The sequence below is a fragment of the Allorhizobium sp. Av2 genome, from assembly GCF_021462805.2.
Classification (GTDB): domain Bacteria; phylum Pseudomonadota; class Alphaproteobacteria; order Rhizobiales; family Rhizobiaceae; genus Allorhizobium; species Allorhizobium vitis_G.
On the sequence record NZ_CP192698.1, the window covers coordinates 294,750 to 309,179 of the forward strand.

Annotated in this window: 14 protein-coding genes; 3 read left to right on the top strand and 11 right to left on the bottom strand. The window is 55.7% G+C overall.

What is annotated here, in order from left to right; translation table 11 throughout:
- Window positions 1-88: 88 nt before the first annotated feature.
- The 4 genes from FS819_RS25040 to FS819_RS25055 all read right to left on the bottom strand — a co-directional run bounded on the left by FS819_RS25040 (window position 89) and on the right by FS819_RS25055 (window position 3,650).
- Window positions 89-934: an SDR family NAD(P)-dependent oxidoreductase gene (locus tag FS819_RS25040; RefSeq protein WP_156550208.1), complete on the bottom strand. Its 846-nt coding sequence runs from the start codon at window positions 932-934 to the stop codon at window positions 89-91.
- Between the two features lie 85 nt (window positions 935-1,019).
- Window positions 1,020-1,724 (bottom strand): dienelactone hydrolase family protein, encoded by a 705-nt coding sequence (locus FS819_RS25045; RefSeq protein WP_156550209.1) that lies wholly within the window; start codon window positions 1,722-1,724, stop codon window positions 1,020-1,022.
- Between the two features lies 1 nt (window position 1,725).
- Window positions 1,726-2,481, bottom strand: coding sequence for a carboxymuconolactone decarboxylase family protein (locus FS819_RS25050; RefSeq protein WP_234624796.1), 756 nt, complete (start codon window positions 2,479-2,481; stop codon window positions 1,726-1,728).
- Window positions 2,482-2,498: 17 nt separating this feature from the next.
- Window positions 2,499-3,650, bottom strand: a complete 1,152-nt coding sequence (locus FS819_RS25055) for an acyl-CoA dehydrogenase family protein (RefSeq protein ID WP_156550210.1) — start codon at window positions 3,648-3,650, stop codon at window positions 2,499-2,501.
- A gap of 332 nt (window positions 3,651-3,982) precedes the next feature.
- Here FS819_RS25055 and FS819_RS25060 point away from each other — a divergent pair, with 332 nt between their 5' ends.
- Together FS819_RS25060 and FS819_RS25065 are read left to right on the top strand one after the other, a co-directional pair.
- Complete coding sequence (locus FS819_RS25060; RefSeq protein ID WP_156550211.1) at window positions 3,983-5,230, top strand: MFS transporter; 1,248 nt, start codon at window positions 3,983-3,985, stop codon at window positions 5,228-5,230.
- Window positions 5,231-5,305: 75 nt separating this feature from the next.
- Window positions 5,306-5,458 carry a hypothetical protein gene (locus FS819_RS25065; RefSeq protein ID WP_156550212.1) on the top strand — a complete coding sequence of 51 codons (153 nt, stop codon included), beginning with the start codon at window positions 5,306-5,308 and terminating at the stop codon, window positions 5,456-5,458.
- A gap of 191 nt (window positions 5,459-5,649) precedes the next feature.
- Here the strand turns inward: FS819_RS25065 and FS819_RS25070 are convergent, their stop codons facing one another.
- From FS819_RS25070 to FS819_RS25090, 5 genes are all read right to left on the bottom strand, one after another.
- Window positions 5,650-6,078, bottom strand: coding sequence for an SRPBCC family protein (locus FS819_RS25070; RefSeq protein WP_156550213.1), 429 nt, complete (start codon window positions 6,076-6,078; stop codon window positions 5,650-5,652).
- A gap of 112 nt (window positions 6,079-6,190) precedes the next feature.
- On the bottom strand, window positions 6,191-7,576 hold the full coding sequence (locus FS819_RS25075; protein WP_156550214.1) for a 3-oxoacid CoA-transferase: 1,386 nt from the start codon (window positions 7,574-7,576) through the stop codon (window positions 6,191-6,193).
- Window positions 7,577-7,616: 40 nt separating this feature from the next.
- Entirely contained in the window at window positions 7,617-8,042 is a 426-nt protein-coding gene (locus FS819_RS25080; protein WP_197434159.1) for a Zn-ribbon domain-containing OB-fold protein, read from the bottom strand.
- On the bottom strand, window positions 8,039-9,190 hold the full coding sequence (locus FS819_RS25085; RefSeq protein WP_156550215.1) for a thiolase family protein: 1,152 nt from the start codon (window positions 9,188-9,190) through the stop codon (window positions 8,039-8,041). The genes FS819_RS25080 and FS819_RS25085 overlap by 4 nt, the downstream gene beginning before the upstream one ends.
- 16 nt (window positions 9,191-9,206) lie before the next feature.
- Entirely contained in the window at window positions 9,207-9,962 is a 756-nt protein-coding gene (locus FS819_RS25090) for a maleate cis-trans isomerase family protein (protein WP_156550216.1), read from the bottom strand.
- Window positions 9,963-10,182: 220 nt separating this feature from the next.
- Between FS819_RS25090 and FS819_RS25095 the strand changes: the two genes are divergently transcribed.
- A complete protein-coding gene (locus FS819_RS25095) occupies window positions 10,183-11,025 on the top strand; it encodes a helix-turn-helix domain-containing protein (RefSeq protein WP_156550217.1) in 843 nt (280 codons plus the stop codon).
- 229 nt (window positions 11,026-11,254) lie between these two features.
- Here the strand turns inward: FS819_RS25095 and FS819_RS25100 are convergent, their stop codons facing one another.
- Window positions 11,255-13,582: a TonB-dependent receptor domain-containing protein gene (locus FS819_RS25100; protein ID WP_156550218.1), complete on the bottom strand. Its 2,328-nt coding sequence runs from the start codon at window positions 13,580-13,582 to the stop codon at window positions 11,255-11,257.
- Between the two features lie 200 nt (window positions 13,583-13,782).
- Window positions 13,783-14,418: a flavin reductase family protein gene (locus FS819_RS25105; RefSeq protein WP_156550219.1), complete on the bottom strand. Its 636-nt coding sequence runs from the start codon at window positions 14,416-14,418 to the stop codon at window positions 13,783-13,785.
- Window positions 14,419-14,430 lie beyond the last annotated feature (12 nt).

The window sequence follows — 14,430 nt, forward strand, 5'->3', positions numbered from 1 at the left end:
CCGCGTAATATTTGAAGTCATGCGCGGGATGTTGCGATGCTCGGGCTGGAGATCCTCCAATTGCAAATATTTTATGCGCCCCATAGCCTTATGCCCCCAAGCTTCGCTTTGTCTCGCCAACAGCCTCGGCCACGATCGAAGCGGGATCATAACCAGCCGATGCGAATGCGATGAGGTCCGGCTGATAATTGGACTGCGAGCAAATCAGGAAGGCATCCCGCTCAAGGCCCTCAATCAAGACCTTTGCGGCATGTTCTGCCGGCACACGCACAGTGCGTCGCGTCGGAACACCGATGGAAAACTCTTCTGGTGCAGGCATTCCCGGCGGCGGGGTCGGTGGGATGCCACCCGGCATCTCGGCGGTTGCCGTAATACCGGGGCAGAAAACCGAAATGCCGACACCGGTTCCGCTTAGGGCATGCGCATAGGCATAGCTCAAGGAAATCTGGGCGCCTTTTGAGGTGATATAGGGGCCCATGAAGCGGATGGGAGGATCAGGGAGCAGCGCCAATGCAGACGAGGTGTTGACGATGTGGCCCGCGTTGCGCTCCAGCATTCCCGGCAAAAAAGCCTTGATGGTGCGAAGATAACCCAGCACATTGACATCGAATGCGGCTTGAAACTGATCAAGACCAACAGTCAAGATAGAGCCGGTGACTGGAGGCTTGGCGGCGTTGTTGATGAGGATATCGACCACACCGCAGCTGCTTTCGACCTGCCGCTGCAAGTCAGCGACCTCCTGATCGTTGGCGAGATTACAGCGGAAGGCCACCGCCTTGCCGCCGGGCACGGATTTGGCCGCTTCTTTCGCGCCGTCCTCATTCATATCCACGATAACAACCCGGGCACCCAACTGGCCAAGGCTTCGTGCAGTCGCGCGACCGATGCCGGTCGCTGCACCCGTTATGAGTACCAATTTGCCGTCGAATTTCATCCGTTGCATCCTATGTTACAGCTTCAGCCTATTGTTTTCGTTTGTCTTTTCAGAGAGATCGGAGCCCATTTTTCCTTGACAAACTCTAGGCAGCCGGTGTTTCACCCAGAAGGGAAATAAAAGCGCCCCATGAGCAGGCGTCAGCCTTGGCGTCATAGCCAAAGCCGGGGCCAGCCTCATGAATATCGGGATCGGTGAACCCGTGACCGACACCCCCGAAGAGGCACAGTTGGTAGTTGACACCTGCGGTGCTCATGTCCTGCTGGAAGCCGTGTATTTGGCTCATCGGCGAAAAAGGGTCGGCATCGCCGACACAAACCATCAGCGAGGTGTTGATGGCTGCCGCACCACGCTCGCTTGTGAGTGCGCCATGGAAGACGGTTGCGCTTTTGACAGGAACCCCAGACCTTGCAAGTTCCAGCCCGCACCAGCCACCGAAACAATAGCCAGCGACCGCGATGGCCCCGACATCCAGCCCGGCGGCGTCAGCGAGGGCTTGCAACCCGGCTTCAACACGCACCAGCAACAGATCGGGCTGTGCTTTCAGTGCGCCCACCAAGGCACGCGCCTGTGGAGGCTCTTTCACCAGCTGTCCTGCCCCGTATAAATCCGCTGCGAAGGCGTGATAGCCAAGGCTCGCCAGCATGTCGGCGCGTCTGCGCATATGAGGTCCAAGCCCAGGGGCTTCATGCAGCAACAGAACGCCGGTTTTGGCGGCGCTGTCTCCCGCCGCATAATATCCGATACATTCTGTATCTCCGGCGTCATAACGCCGCTCAACACCCCGCATCTCAAACACCTCCCCGTGTTAAGCTGTTGATGATCGGCAGGCCAAAAACCATGGCGTGAATGCCCATGCTCGATATCTGTTTGCACACATCGAGCACTTCCCGTGCGCTTGCTCCATGCTCCAAGGCTGCCCGCACATGTTGGCGCACACCAACAGGATTGAGCTGTGTGACCTGCGCATGAACCGCAAGCGCGATCAGATGCGCCTCCTTCATCGACAGTGTCGCATCCGGCCCCCGCATTGGGGCGGCCGCGAAATTGAGCCAGCATTGATAGAATTTCGGATCAAGCTTTATTCCGGCCTGAACCTCTTCCAAGACCGCCCCGAAAACGGCGAGATGCTCCTTGCGCACCATCGTCGCAGACGGCTCATCGACAATTATCTCGCCGGGCGCGAACTCGGCAATTGCTTCTGCGGCAAGCAGATAAGAGTGAATGCCCATCGCGCTGACCGTTGCGACCACGCAAAGCAGCTCTGAAGGGCTGGCCCCCAATTCCAATGCCTGGCGGGCGTGGTTTTTAAACCCTTTTTCGAACATATGCGTGGGCGAACAATTCGTTGCCACATAGATCAATTCGCGCAGTTTTGGCGATATCGACCCTTGCTCGTCGGAATAGACGGAGAAATCGAGATAGGCGGCAACATAGGCTGGTGAGTAGGAAAGCATCGCCTCCCAGTCATCATGCCAGTGACCACGCCGACGTTTGAACTCCGCACGGATCCAGTCTGGATCGAGCGACGACCCTGCTGATGTCAAGATGGCCTCCATGGTCGTCAGAACGGGCTGAGCGGGGCAAGCCCGAAGTGAAGGCGTGCAGCGTTGACGGCGGTGCGCGACCGCTGCTGAACAAAATGGGTTTTCTGCACCGCCGCGTCGCGATAGATACGGGCGAGCATGGATTGCTTGGCCCCGGTGCTCGTGCCTGCGGTGGTGAAGATGATTTCCAACCCATCCCAAGCAAGGCGGCAGGCCTCTTGGGCGGCAGCAAAGAGCCGTCTATCGGTCTCTTCCGTAAAACCTTCTCCGGTCTCCTGATGAAGCCTGCACGCTTCGAGATAGCGTTCTGTGACCTTCAAAAGCAGCGCTTCGGCGGAATCGATCTTGGTTTGGGCGTCGCCATAATATTGCTGGAACTCATGGCTCTCGTACAAACGCTGCTTTGATGAGAAACGCATCGGTTTGTTGCGCAAAATCTCTTCGAAAATATCGAGCGCGCCCTTCACAGCGCCGACGACGACCGCACCCAGCTCAATGACAAAATACGATGCTTTGCGGCCGTTATACATTGGATTTGAATGCACCGCCGCGCCGCGCTCGCCCCGCCACATGACGATGGGAGCAGTGCGATATTCCGGCACAAACACATCCTTGACGACCAGCCGACGAGAGCCGGTGCCCTGCATCCCAATCATGTCCCAGTTATTGACGATTTCATAATCAGAACGGTCAACCAGCATCAATCGGGGCGTCATGCTGCCATCAGCTTCCGGTGTCAGTCCACTGACCATTGCGTGGGTTGAGACATCGCAACCCGATGCGTAGTCCCAACCGCCGCTGACACGAAATCCGCCCTTTTCAAGCGTCACCGGAACCGGAGACCCAACAGAGGGACAACGATAATCACCATCATCGCCATAGGCTTCCATCTGCGCACGTTCGCTGAAATCGGCCAGCATGATAGGATGGCCGGACACAAGCGCCAGAACCCAGCCGCTCGAAGGGCAGCCGCGGGCGATTTCCATCATCACCTTCACGTAAGTGGTCAGGTCAAATTCGTAGCCACCGAAACGACGCGGCTGGACAACACGATAGAATCCAGCCCGCATGAACTCCTGATGAGTGACCTCCAACAAGCGCCCACCGGCCTCTGCCTCGGCCTGTCGCCCTCTGAGTGTGCCGATCATGGACGTAGCACGCGCGATCATCTCATCTGGCTGCAGATTCGGCTCCGGCGGCTCCAATCCAATAGTTTCGAACTTTCGCTCAACATTTACCATTAACGCACCTCACCCTCCGCATGAGCCCTCGCAATTTTGGCGAGTACTCTCCTGAGGATGATTTGAAACCCGCCATTGGCAATCGACAACAAGGGTCAAGGCCATGTCCGGTATGTGTACACGGATACATCTGCCGGACGCCTGCGTCAGCCAAGATGTAGGGTGCTGCTGAAGGCTTTAGTGTTCAAGTCACGCAGTTAAATGGTTAATTGCGCCCGTCTCCGATATTCGGAACGTTCTCGATATCAAGAGGTCGCCCAATGAGGCTGTTTCCATTTTATTCCACACATCCTCGGTATGGCCGAGCCATCCTGGCCGCATGCTCGCTTATCCTATGCATGAACGCGGCGTTTCCCATCTACGGTGCAAGCGTGATCAACACATCCATGGTCACATCACTGGGCTGGGATCGCAGCCTGTTGGGACTGCTTGTGTCCGTCAACATGGCCGTTACCGGCATTACAGCGCCGCTCGTCGGTTCCGCAGTCAATCGCTTTGGTGCGCGCCTCGTGCTGATCGCAGGCAGCCTGTTACTGCTCCTTGGAGCGAGCGCAATGGCCTTCTGGGTTGAAAAGCCCTGGCAGGTCGTCGTTGCATTTGGCATCCTCATGGGATTGGCCATGAGTGCCGGTGGTTTTGTTGCCAATCAAGCCTGTGTCGCGGCCTGGTTTGATAAAAAGCGGGCTCGGGCCTTTGCGGTTCTTTATGCCACAATGGGCGTCGGCGGTTTCGTTGCAGCGCCACTGATCAGCCGGTCCATTGCCCTAAGCGATTGGCGCGCCGGATGGCTCGTCTTCATCGGTGCCGGAGCGTTGGCTTTGTTTCTGGCAATCTTCGTTGTGCGCGATACGCCACCGGGCGCAAGCGGTGCCGATGTTGCAAAATTCGCACAATTCGATGCTTCGGGAGATCAAAAGGGCTCGGTCTACAAATCGCCGGCACTGTGGCTGGTGATCACATGCATTGTCACGGCTGGTGCCGGATGTTCATTCTACATCGCCCATGGATTGGCGCTTCTGCATGATTCCAGCTTTGCCCCGACGGATGCAGCAGCATCGCTATCGCTGATGGCCGCCTCGACCTTGCTGGGCAACTTCGCCGTTGGAGCTTTCAGTGAGCGTTTAGGCACCCGCAATATTCTCGCGGGCGGCCTCTTTATCTTTGCTTTGGGTATATTGACGCTCGGTTACGCTCATAATTCAATCATGCTCTATGCCTATGCCGTCTTGTTGGGTGCTGGCTATGGTGCGGTGCAGGTGAGCTCAATGGCCTTGCTGAGCGAAACCTTTGATTCACGGCATTTTGCTGCGGTCTCCGGCTTTGCAATTTCAATGATGACAATCGCAAGCGCTGTTGCGCCAATCGTTGTCGGACAGTTGTTCGATCACACACACACCTATATGCCAAGCGTCCTGACCATTGCCGCGCTGAATGGTATCGCCGCAGTGCTTATGGCAACCAATCGCCGGGCTTTTTTGTCCGGCACCCCGCAGGCACACGCCACCTAAATGGTTGAGGGGCGGCGCATGCGCCCGCCCGGCCTCACATGCGTGGTGACGAACCCGTAACGGGATCAACGTGCGATGAAAGAACAGGAGAAGGCCGACGGTGGCGAAAGCCAGGTCGGCCTTCTGCTGTTTGGGCAGGCCGCTTCCACGGAACCCTATTCTGCTGAGCGCCGAGACAACCCATGCCGATCAACCGGGTTGAAGCCTCGCCACAGCAACCGCGCTTGATAGCCCATCCGACCTTCATTGGTTTGCCGCTTGCTCCAAGCATTTTGAGGTGCTGAATGAACATCTGCGTCACTCTCTGACGTTTGTCATGGACCATCAAAACCCTATCGCTGCATGTCATCCACAAAGAGAAACCGCCGCTCTTTCGAGCGGCGGTTCAAATGACCCGGTATTGAAATCCTGCTCAGACCTCAGGCTTCTTCAAACTTGTCCTTCAGCCCCTGCAAAGCACCGGAGATGTCGCTGCCGATTCCTTTTTCTGCCATTTCCTGAATCGCACTCGGCACGTCAACGGCAATGCTATACTCAACCTTGGAGCCTGCACCCGACTCACCCACAACAAATGTCGCCAGAAAGCCTTCGAGCTTCGGCGCGCCCGGAGGCAAATCCTGATTCGGCACCATCTCGTAAGCAAGTGTGCGCTTTTCATTATCAAGTACGGCAATGCGGTCCAAGATCGTATTGCCTCGTTTCATCTTGACAATGCGCTCACCCTTGGCTGGCCCTTGTGCCGTGGATTCAATATGAGGCTGCCAAGCATGAAAATTGTAAAAATCGCTGATAAACGTCCAGACTTCCGCAGCGGGTGCCTTCAATTCGACGGACTGAGATAGTTTCATTGTCTTCTCCCTTGTTATTTCCGTCCCGGAACGAAACGGAAGATTAAAAAAATCGTCGCCACCTTTGTTCACACCAACGCCTGATGCCGACCCAATGGCGACATCAGGCCGCTCACATCGCCTCGAGTGATTGTGCAAATGTGATGTCGATCGGTGTCAGTGCACGAATTTCATCTGGCGTGAATCCATCTGCAATCGCAGTCACTTCAAAGCCATTTCCCTGACGTACCAGCAGCGCAAGGTCAGTCACCACCGTGTCGACACACTCAAGCGCGCTGAGGGGATAGGAACATTCGCGCACAAATTTAGGCTTACCCTTGCCATCGCAATGTTCCATGAGAACGATGACCTTGCTCCCGGATGACGCGAGATCCATAGCGCCGCCAATGCCCCCACCGGACTGGCCCGGCACGGCCCAATTGGCGAGATCGCCCTTTTCACTGACCTGATAGGCCCCCAAGAGGATCGCCGACAGCTTTCCTGATCGCGCAATTTCAAAGGAGGCTACGCTGTCGAACAAGGCACCACCGGGTCGCATTTTGATGAAGTTTCCTGCCGCATCGAAAAAATCGACATCGAATTGGGCAGGGTCTTGCAGCAGATCGTAACCGAGAGCGCCATTCTCTGCGTGAAGAAAGATGGATTTGTCCTGCGTGTGCCCAGCCACCAGCGTGGGCAGGCCTGAGCCAAGATTGACATAGGCGCCTTCAGGCAAGAGTGCCGCAGCGCGCTTTGCCATATTCGTCCGGGTTAAGGCTGGTTTGCCGAAATATTCCCGCCCACTCTCGGGCGCACGGCGGCCCATACGGCCCGCAGGGGCCGGATATTTGGCGACCGTCTGCACGACGCGTGAAACAAAAATCCCCGGCAAGCCGACACGTTCGGGCAAAATTTCGCCAGCTTCCACAATGTGCTCCACCTCAACGATGGTCAATTTTGCCGCCCTAGCAAAACTGGCATGAAAATGCGCACTGCTGCCGCGAAACTCGACATTACCGAAACGGTCAGCCCGGTATCCACGGATCAGCGCAACATCAACGGGCAGAGCATGTTCAAGAACATAATCCCGCTCGCCAAAGCGCCGTACTTCTTTGCCCTCCTGAAGAGGCGTTCCGACCGTGACGGGACTATAGAAAGCAGGCAAACCTGCACCCGCCGCACGCAGCCTTTCCACGAGGATGCCCTGTGGCACCATTTCAAGCGCAATCTCGCCTGCCGCAATCTTTTCCTCCTCAGGTGAAGGCATGCCCGGACGGACGGAAAAAGACAGAACAAGCCTGCTCACCTGACCGTTCTGCACCAGAATCTGCGGGCGAAAATCGCCTCCCGCACCCAAAGAGTTGGCGATGATGGCGAGATTCTTGGCCCCTTGTGCCTGCAACGCCAACACCAGGCTGTTGGGATAGGAATGGCCAACGCCAAAGCCAGCAATTGCAATCGATGCGCCGTCCTTGATATCCGCAACAGCGTCACTGGTACTTTCGAAGACCTTGTTCAATGCCTCCTCCTTCCATTACATCTAAATTGAATTTGGCAAATCAGGCCGGTGTAAATCGTGGGAGAGCCGTGTCGTCGCTGCTATTGTGAAACACGACCTTTACGCGCTGGCCTATGCGCAGCGTTTCCCGGCTATAGTCGACGAGGTTGCTGAGCATGCGCACGCCCTCATCAAGGTCGATCAGCGCAAGAATGTAGCCGGGCGTTTCACGATAGGCACCCTCACCTTTCATGACCTCTGTGAAGCTATAGATTTCGCCGAAGCCGGACGCTTCACGCCAGTCAAGCTCAAAGCTGCCGCACGCGGTGCAGAATGCTTTTGGATACCAAACCGGTTTTGCACAATGCGTGCAGAACGGCAGCAGCAGCTTGCCTTTCCGGGCATTCGTCCAGAACGGTTCTGTTTCCGGGAAAACCACCGGAACAGGAATGGGAAGCGCTTGCGCTTCTTGACGGTCTTCCATCATGCGTCCTCCTGACCCAACACCAGCGTCACGCTGGCGTGCCGCGACATGCCGCCGCCGGTTCCGTGCGCCAGCGCTATGGTGCAGTTTTTAACCTGTGTATTTGGATTGGCTTCGCCCCGCAGCTGGCGCACCGCTTCGATGGTTCGCACCATGCCACCTTGGTAGCCAGGATGGTTGTTGCAAAGGCCGCCGCCATCGGTGTTGATCGGAAGTGCGCCATCAAGCCCCAGCGCGCCGCTGGCAACGAATGCACCACCCTCGCCTTTCGCGCAGAAGCCGAGATCCTCCAATGTCATGATGACGGTGATTGTGAAGGAGTCATAAATCGAGGCATACCGAACGTCTCGAGGGCTGACACCCGCCTCAGTGAATGCACGAGGTCCTGAAAGGGCCGCTGCCGTGCTGGCAAAATCGCTTGGGCCATCGCCACCATGCCGGATCGCTTCGGCATGACCCAAAAGCTTCACGCTCTGGCGCTTCAAGCTGCGCGCAATTTCAGGAGCAACAAGAACGAGAGCGCCGCCGCCATCGGTCACGACGCAGCAATCGAGCCGATGAAGGGGATCCGCAATCATTGGTGAATTCACAACATCGTCGATTGAAACGGGCTTGCGCAACAACGCATTCGGATTGTGTTGAGCATAGGCTGTCGCAGCGACCTTGACGGCGGCGAGCTGCTCTGTCGTCGTGCCGTATTCATGCATATGCCGTCGCGCAGCCAGCGCGTAAATGGCCGCATTGGTTTCGCCATAGACTGTCTCGAAGGGGAACTCCGGGGTATCCGCAGTATGCTTGGCACCGCGAATGACACCCCGTACCTTGGCCCCTTGCGTGATGAGGGCGACCTTGCACTTTCCTGCGGCAATGGCAGCAGCGGCATGGCCGACATGCGCCATATAGGAGGAGCCGCCGGTAAAGGTGGAATCGATGTAGCTCAATCTCAGGCCGAGATATTCGGCCATGGAAATGCCACCGAACCCCAACTGACCATTGCTGAAATAACCATCCACGTCTTTGATGGACAGGCCTGCATCGCTAAGTGCGCCCATCGCACATTCTGCATGGATTTGCTGCACGGAATGGTCAGGCAGATTACGGCCCGGATGCTCGTAGGCCCCGACAATGAAGGCCTTGCCACGGATACTCATATCATCTCCCCAATGTCTACGCGGGCAAGTGTTTGGTGAACAAACGACCAAAAGCCTCGGGGCTATCGTTTAGCCCAGCATTGCGCAGGCACCACCAGAGCATTGCCTGATTGCTGGTCAACACAGGCACACCAAGATCACGCTCAAGCGTCGCGACGATATCGATGACGCGGATGGCCGTGCAACTGAGGAAGTAAACGTCGGCCCCGCAGCCTGCATGGTCCAACGCCCAGCGATACCATTGACCCGGCTCCACCGCAGACATCGCCTTGCCTTCATCAAGGTCGCGCCCCACAGCGCGGACCACCTCAAAACCGTGATGTTGGAGAAATGCCGTCTCACGCTCGACGACGGACGAAATATAGGGGGTGATCAGCGCGATGCGCTTGGCACCGAGAGCCTTAAGACCCGCAACCACGCCGTCTGCGGTACTCGTCGCAGGCCGCGCCGCAATCTTTTCGATCCGCTGGCGCAGCATATTGCCCATTTCCACGTCGAACGTTGATACAGCCGTGCAGTTGAAGACAATGCGATCAACGCCCGCGTCGCACAGCAAGGGAACCGCACCTTCGATTTGCCCCGTCATTCCCAAGAGTTCCTCACGGCTGCTGCCTGCGAGCTTGAGCCGGGTCGTGAGGAGTGAAACCCCCTGCGGAAGCATCCGCGTCAGTTCCGGCTCGGCAACCGGGTTGCTCGACGGCAACAGCATGCCCAAACTCAGACGCCAGCCATAACCTTTGCCCCGCCCCGAATTGGTTTCTGCATTTGCCATGTTCGCTCCCGGAATAGACATGCGCTTGATGGCGCACCAATGGGCGTATTTCTGACTGTGACACGGCCTAGAGCCAACTCCCATGTGGCGCTCGTCCGCCTGGTGTCTGACCCATCCAATCCACAAAAGTTGCCGTTATCGGCACCGTCCGCTCTTGAGCGCAAAGCATATTGACAGACGTTAAAATGAGTGCCCATTTTGACGCGGGAGGAATAACAACATGTCAGAAAACATCAGAGCTTTGTCCCGTGGACTCAATGTGCTTGAGTTTCTCAGCGAAACCGGCGGCGCGACCAGACAGGCCACCGTTGCCCATTTCGGGCTCTCGCGACCCACGATCTATCGTTTACTCGGTACCCTTGAAAAAAGCGGCCTTATCTCGCTTGGTGACGATGGTGTCTATCGACCGACCATTGCCACGCGCGCCCTCAAGGAAGGGCTGACGGATGACGTATGGGCGCTCTGGGCGGCTGAGCCCATTCTGCTCGAGTTACAAAAGGAAGTAGTCTGGACCAGTGAGATCACCACCTTCGATGCTTACAGCTGTACAATGCTCAAGCGCGATACAACCCACTCACTAAACCCCTATCATATCAACCTGCTGGATTTTGATGACAACCACCGATCAATGCTGACAAGTGCATGCGGTCTTGCCTATTTGGCCTTCTGCCCCCAACAACAGCGGGCGCAGATTCTCGAGCATCTCGGACATTTTGGTGATCGGGCCCATTCCGATAGCCAGCGGGGTGCCGGTGCCCACACTCGAAACTTGATCAACAAAGTTATTAGCGATGGTTACGCTGTCGAGCAACGAAACTCGTATCCACTGATCGCGGCCATCGCCGTTCCCATTCGTTATGACAATCGTGTGCTTGCATGTCTGAGCATTGTCTGGCTTCCGCGTGCTGTAAAGCTGCAGGATGGCATCACTCAGTTTTTACCGGCTCTCAAGCGAGCACAATCTTTCATTGAACAAAAGCTCCTGGACGATGCATCAATTGAATATGATACGAATTTTACCGCTAAATATGTCCATCATGGGCAACAGCACGAGCTGATTTAATCGAAATCCTATCCGTTTTTTTGATTGAGGTTTTTAATGTCTCGGGCAGCAATCGGGGCAAGACACAAAACAAAAATCGTCGTCCGGCGGTAAACCGGACGACGAAACGCGGTCTCTCCGAATGCGAGCATTCAGCAGCCGGAAGTATACATATATGAGGAGGCTTTAGGCCGCATTCGCTATAGAAGCGTGCACTTTCCTGCGGGTCAAATTGCGCTCTTTATAACCGTCAGAATGTCACTCGAAGCCCGGCATAGAAGGCGCGACCGTCGCCAGGAATGTAACCTACCGAATTTGTCAGGCCCAAACTGGGGATGGAGTTGACTTTTATAAGCGCTGCCATTGCGTTATATTTTGTATCGAAAACGTTGGTTATCAGCCCGAAAATTTCAGCATTGTCACTGAGCTTGTAGCTCGCATTCAGTGAAAGGAGCGCATAAGGGTCTGACTTTTTGAGCGTATTGTTTTCGTCAAATTGAGCATAGCTTCCAGCAACTCCCGTACCCAAAGCGCCAATTTTCAGACGATCATTGACAGCATAATCGACACTCACGTTCAATATCTGGTTCGGGATATTGGGCATTTCCGAGCCCTTGGGAACAGTGATATTGCCCATTGCATCTGCAGAGGGATTATCCGAACTGAATTCTGTAAATTCCTCTTCGAAGGTTGATTTTTGCAGGATGTAGTCCAGGCCAATCGTCCAGGGACCGGTTTCCAGGGCCGCATTGAAGCGAACGCCCCGGCGCCAGCTATCGCCTACATTGCTGAACATCGGGCGTGTTTCACGCAATACCAGCCAATAGGTATCCGAGGTCATCTGCGAGAACAGCCGCACATTCCATGATAGGGTTGCATCGCCGAGCACGGTGTTTTGTCCGCGAAGGCCAGCTTCGAAATTGTCCGAATGCGTCTGCAAAAGCGGTTCGTCGGCTATTGGAAAATTGGGAAACGCGCAGGTTGATGCGAGATTGCTGCACATCGTTCCAAAGGACGTGGGAGCCCGGCTTTCGCGGTTGTAGCCGGCATATCCCACCAAATCACTGTTGAACTTGTAGGTGAGGCCGATTGAGGGATCGACGCTGTAGTAGGTTTTGTGCATGTTCAGATCATAGTCGTAGGTGACGTTCGTTGCCGAGCCGTTATAGCGATTGAGGTCTGAAACATTAAATCGCAGTGCACTGCCAACTGTCAGCCGATCCGTCACCGCCAGTTGATCCGCAGCATAAAGCGAGAAATAGAGCGCTCGCAAATCTGCCGAGGTTGTCTGATAGACTCCTTGGTCATTGGTGTAGACATAGTCGCTGGTATATTCACCCAGGCTTCTCGAAACCGTACCCGAGGTCGTCGATCCGTCGAAAGCGGCGCCGATGACGAAATCGTTAGCACGACCAAAAACTGTGCCGCTGTTTCGTCCCTCAAGTGACCCACCGTAGGTATAGGCGTCTTCACTGTAATTCGTAAGCGACGCGTAACGATAGGAACTGGAATATAAAGGAAAGCGATCACCGCTCAGCGTAAGATAGGGCGAGCCCATCATGTTGCAAAGTGTCGCTGCGTTGTCGGTGCAGGATTGCGGGGTTTCACCATCGGCCCAGTGCTTGGTCCGTGACACGTGCCCAATGTAGGTTTTGCCATTCAAGTCCCAACCTGTATCGGTCTCATGCTCGCCGGAAAGCTGTATCTTCCATCGTCTGTCAGTGTCGCCGCTTGGCGCTATGAAGGAACTTGAACGGTCCTTCGCAAGCATTTCGGCCGGTGTCAGGCCGTTGCCGGAGGACTTGAGGTCCTGGCCACTAAAGGAGAGGTGCAGGTTTGACGTCTCATTTCGCCAACCCAGATCGCCATAGAACTCGTACTGTTTACTGTCGGTATTATCACGCCAGCTCGGATCCTGAATTCTGCTGCCGGCGAAATAGGTAGAAAAGTTGTTTTTGGATTGGCCAGTCTGGATGGTCTCGCGATTGCGCCCGAAGGAGCCCCCCATCGTGTAGATTTCGGTTCCGACATGATTGAACCCGTCCGGGGCCGGGCGCGGTTTGGCCAGATCCCCAAAACCGATCAGAATTTGATCCGGCTTCAGTGCTCCCACCATGCCCTGGGGCATGACAAAAATCGGATTGATGTTGCCAATTGCCGCAGGTCCACCAAGAGGTGGACCGAGATTGAACGATTTGCGCGGCACGATCATCCCAAAGGGCGGCGGCGGCAATCCATCTGGTCCAGGTGCCGCTCCCGGACCAGCACCCGGACCTGGTCCTTGACCAGGGCCTGGACCTGCTCCGGAACCGGGGCCCTGGCCTGGTGCTGCACTTGGACCCACACTTGAACCATTGTCCACCAACGTCAGATCCGGGCAATTCTTGGTGTTGGGATCTTTCGAACGCTTTGTCTGGTCACCGCCGGGACAATCAAGCCTCTGCGTGTCCGTCGTTGGATTTCGGTTTGTCTTGGCTTTTTTAACTGCGCCATCCTGTGCGTAGGCTCCCGCGCAAACCATCACCAAAGTGAGGGCACAGCAACTCGCAGCAAGACATAAGCCTGCCTTTGAACACATTCCTTGTCCTCCCCAAGTTATGCATGTCGTTTTTTGGAAATAGCTAATCGATGACCCGCTCCCATTCGGGCCTGCATCCATCAACGATGACCGATCAGGGGTCGCGCCCTGATCGGTGATGGCTTTCAGAGTGTGAAAGCGATCAAAATTGCACGATTATTCCCTTTGAATTTTGCGGCTTGCTCCCTTCCGCAAGCCGCTCAAGGGCAACGATATTCACGGCTACAGTAAACGAGCGCCCGCGCTCCTTCAGCTTCACTGACCTCGTCAACTTCTGCGATAATGAGCATATGAGTGCCAACAATCTGGGTGAAGCTGACTTGGCAATGGAACACCGCGGTCGCCTCATTCAACTCTGGAATCCCGAAGGCATTGGTCTTCCAGTCGCCCATCGCGAATTTATCGGGCAAAAACGTCCCGAAACGGCCTGCAAAGGCATCGGCTATGGGAATATGCTTGCGTGCATTCAGAACATTGAGAGTGAAATGGCGGTTTTTCTCGAGGGCCTGACATGTGCGTGAGGACTGGTTGAGGCAGATCATCAGGGTCGGTCGGTCTCCATCGGCAGAGACGGAACTCATTGCTGAGATTGTGACGCCCGCACGCCCTGCCGGGCCATCGGTGGCAACAATAGAAACGGGAGCCGCAACCCGCCCCATGCCAGAGATGAATTTCGCTTTCAGAGCGGCTTTTTCCTCGGCTGCGGTCAGCCCGCCTCCGCTTGTCACAGCCGAAGTCTCTATCTGCTGTGGTTCTGATGTCCAGTCCGTTGCAGGAGGAACACTCTTGGTGTCTGCCGCAACTTTGTCGCTGTTGGTGTGAACGTGATGTTGCATACCCACCTCCCA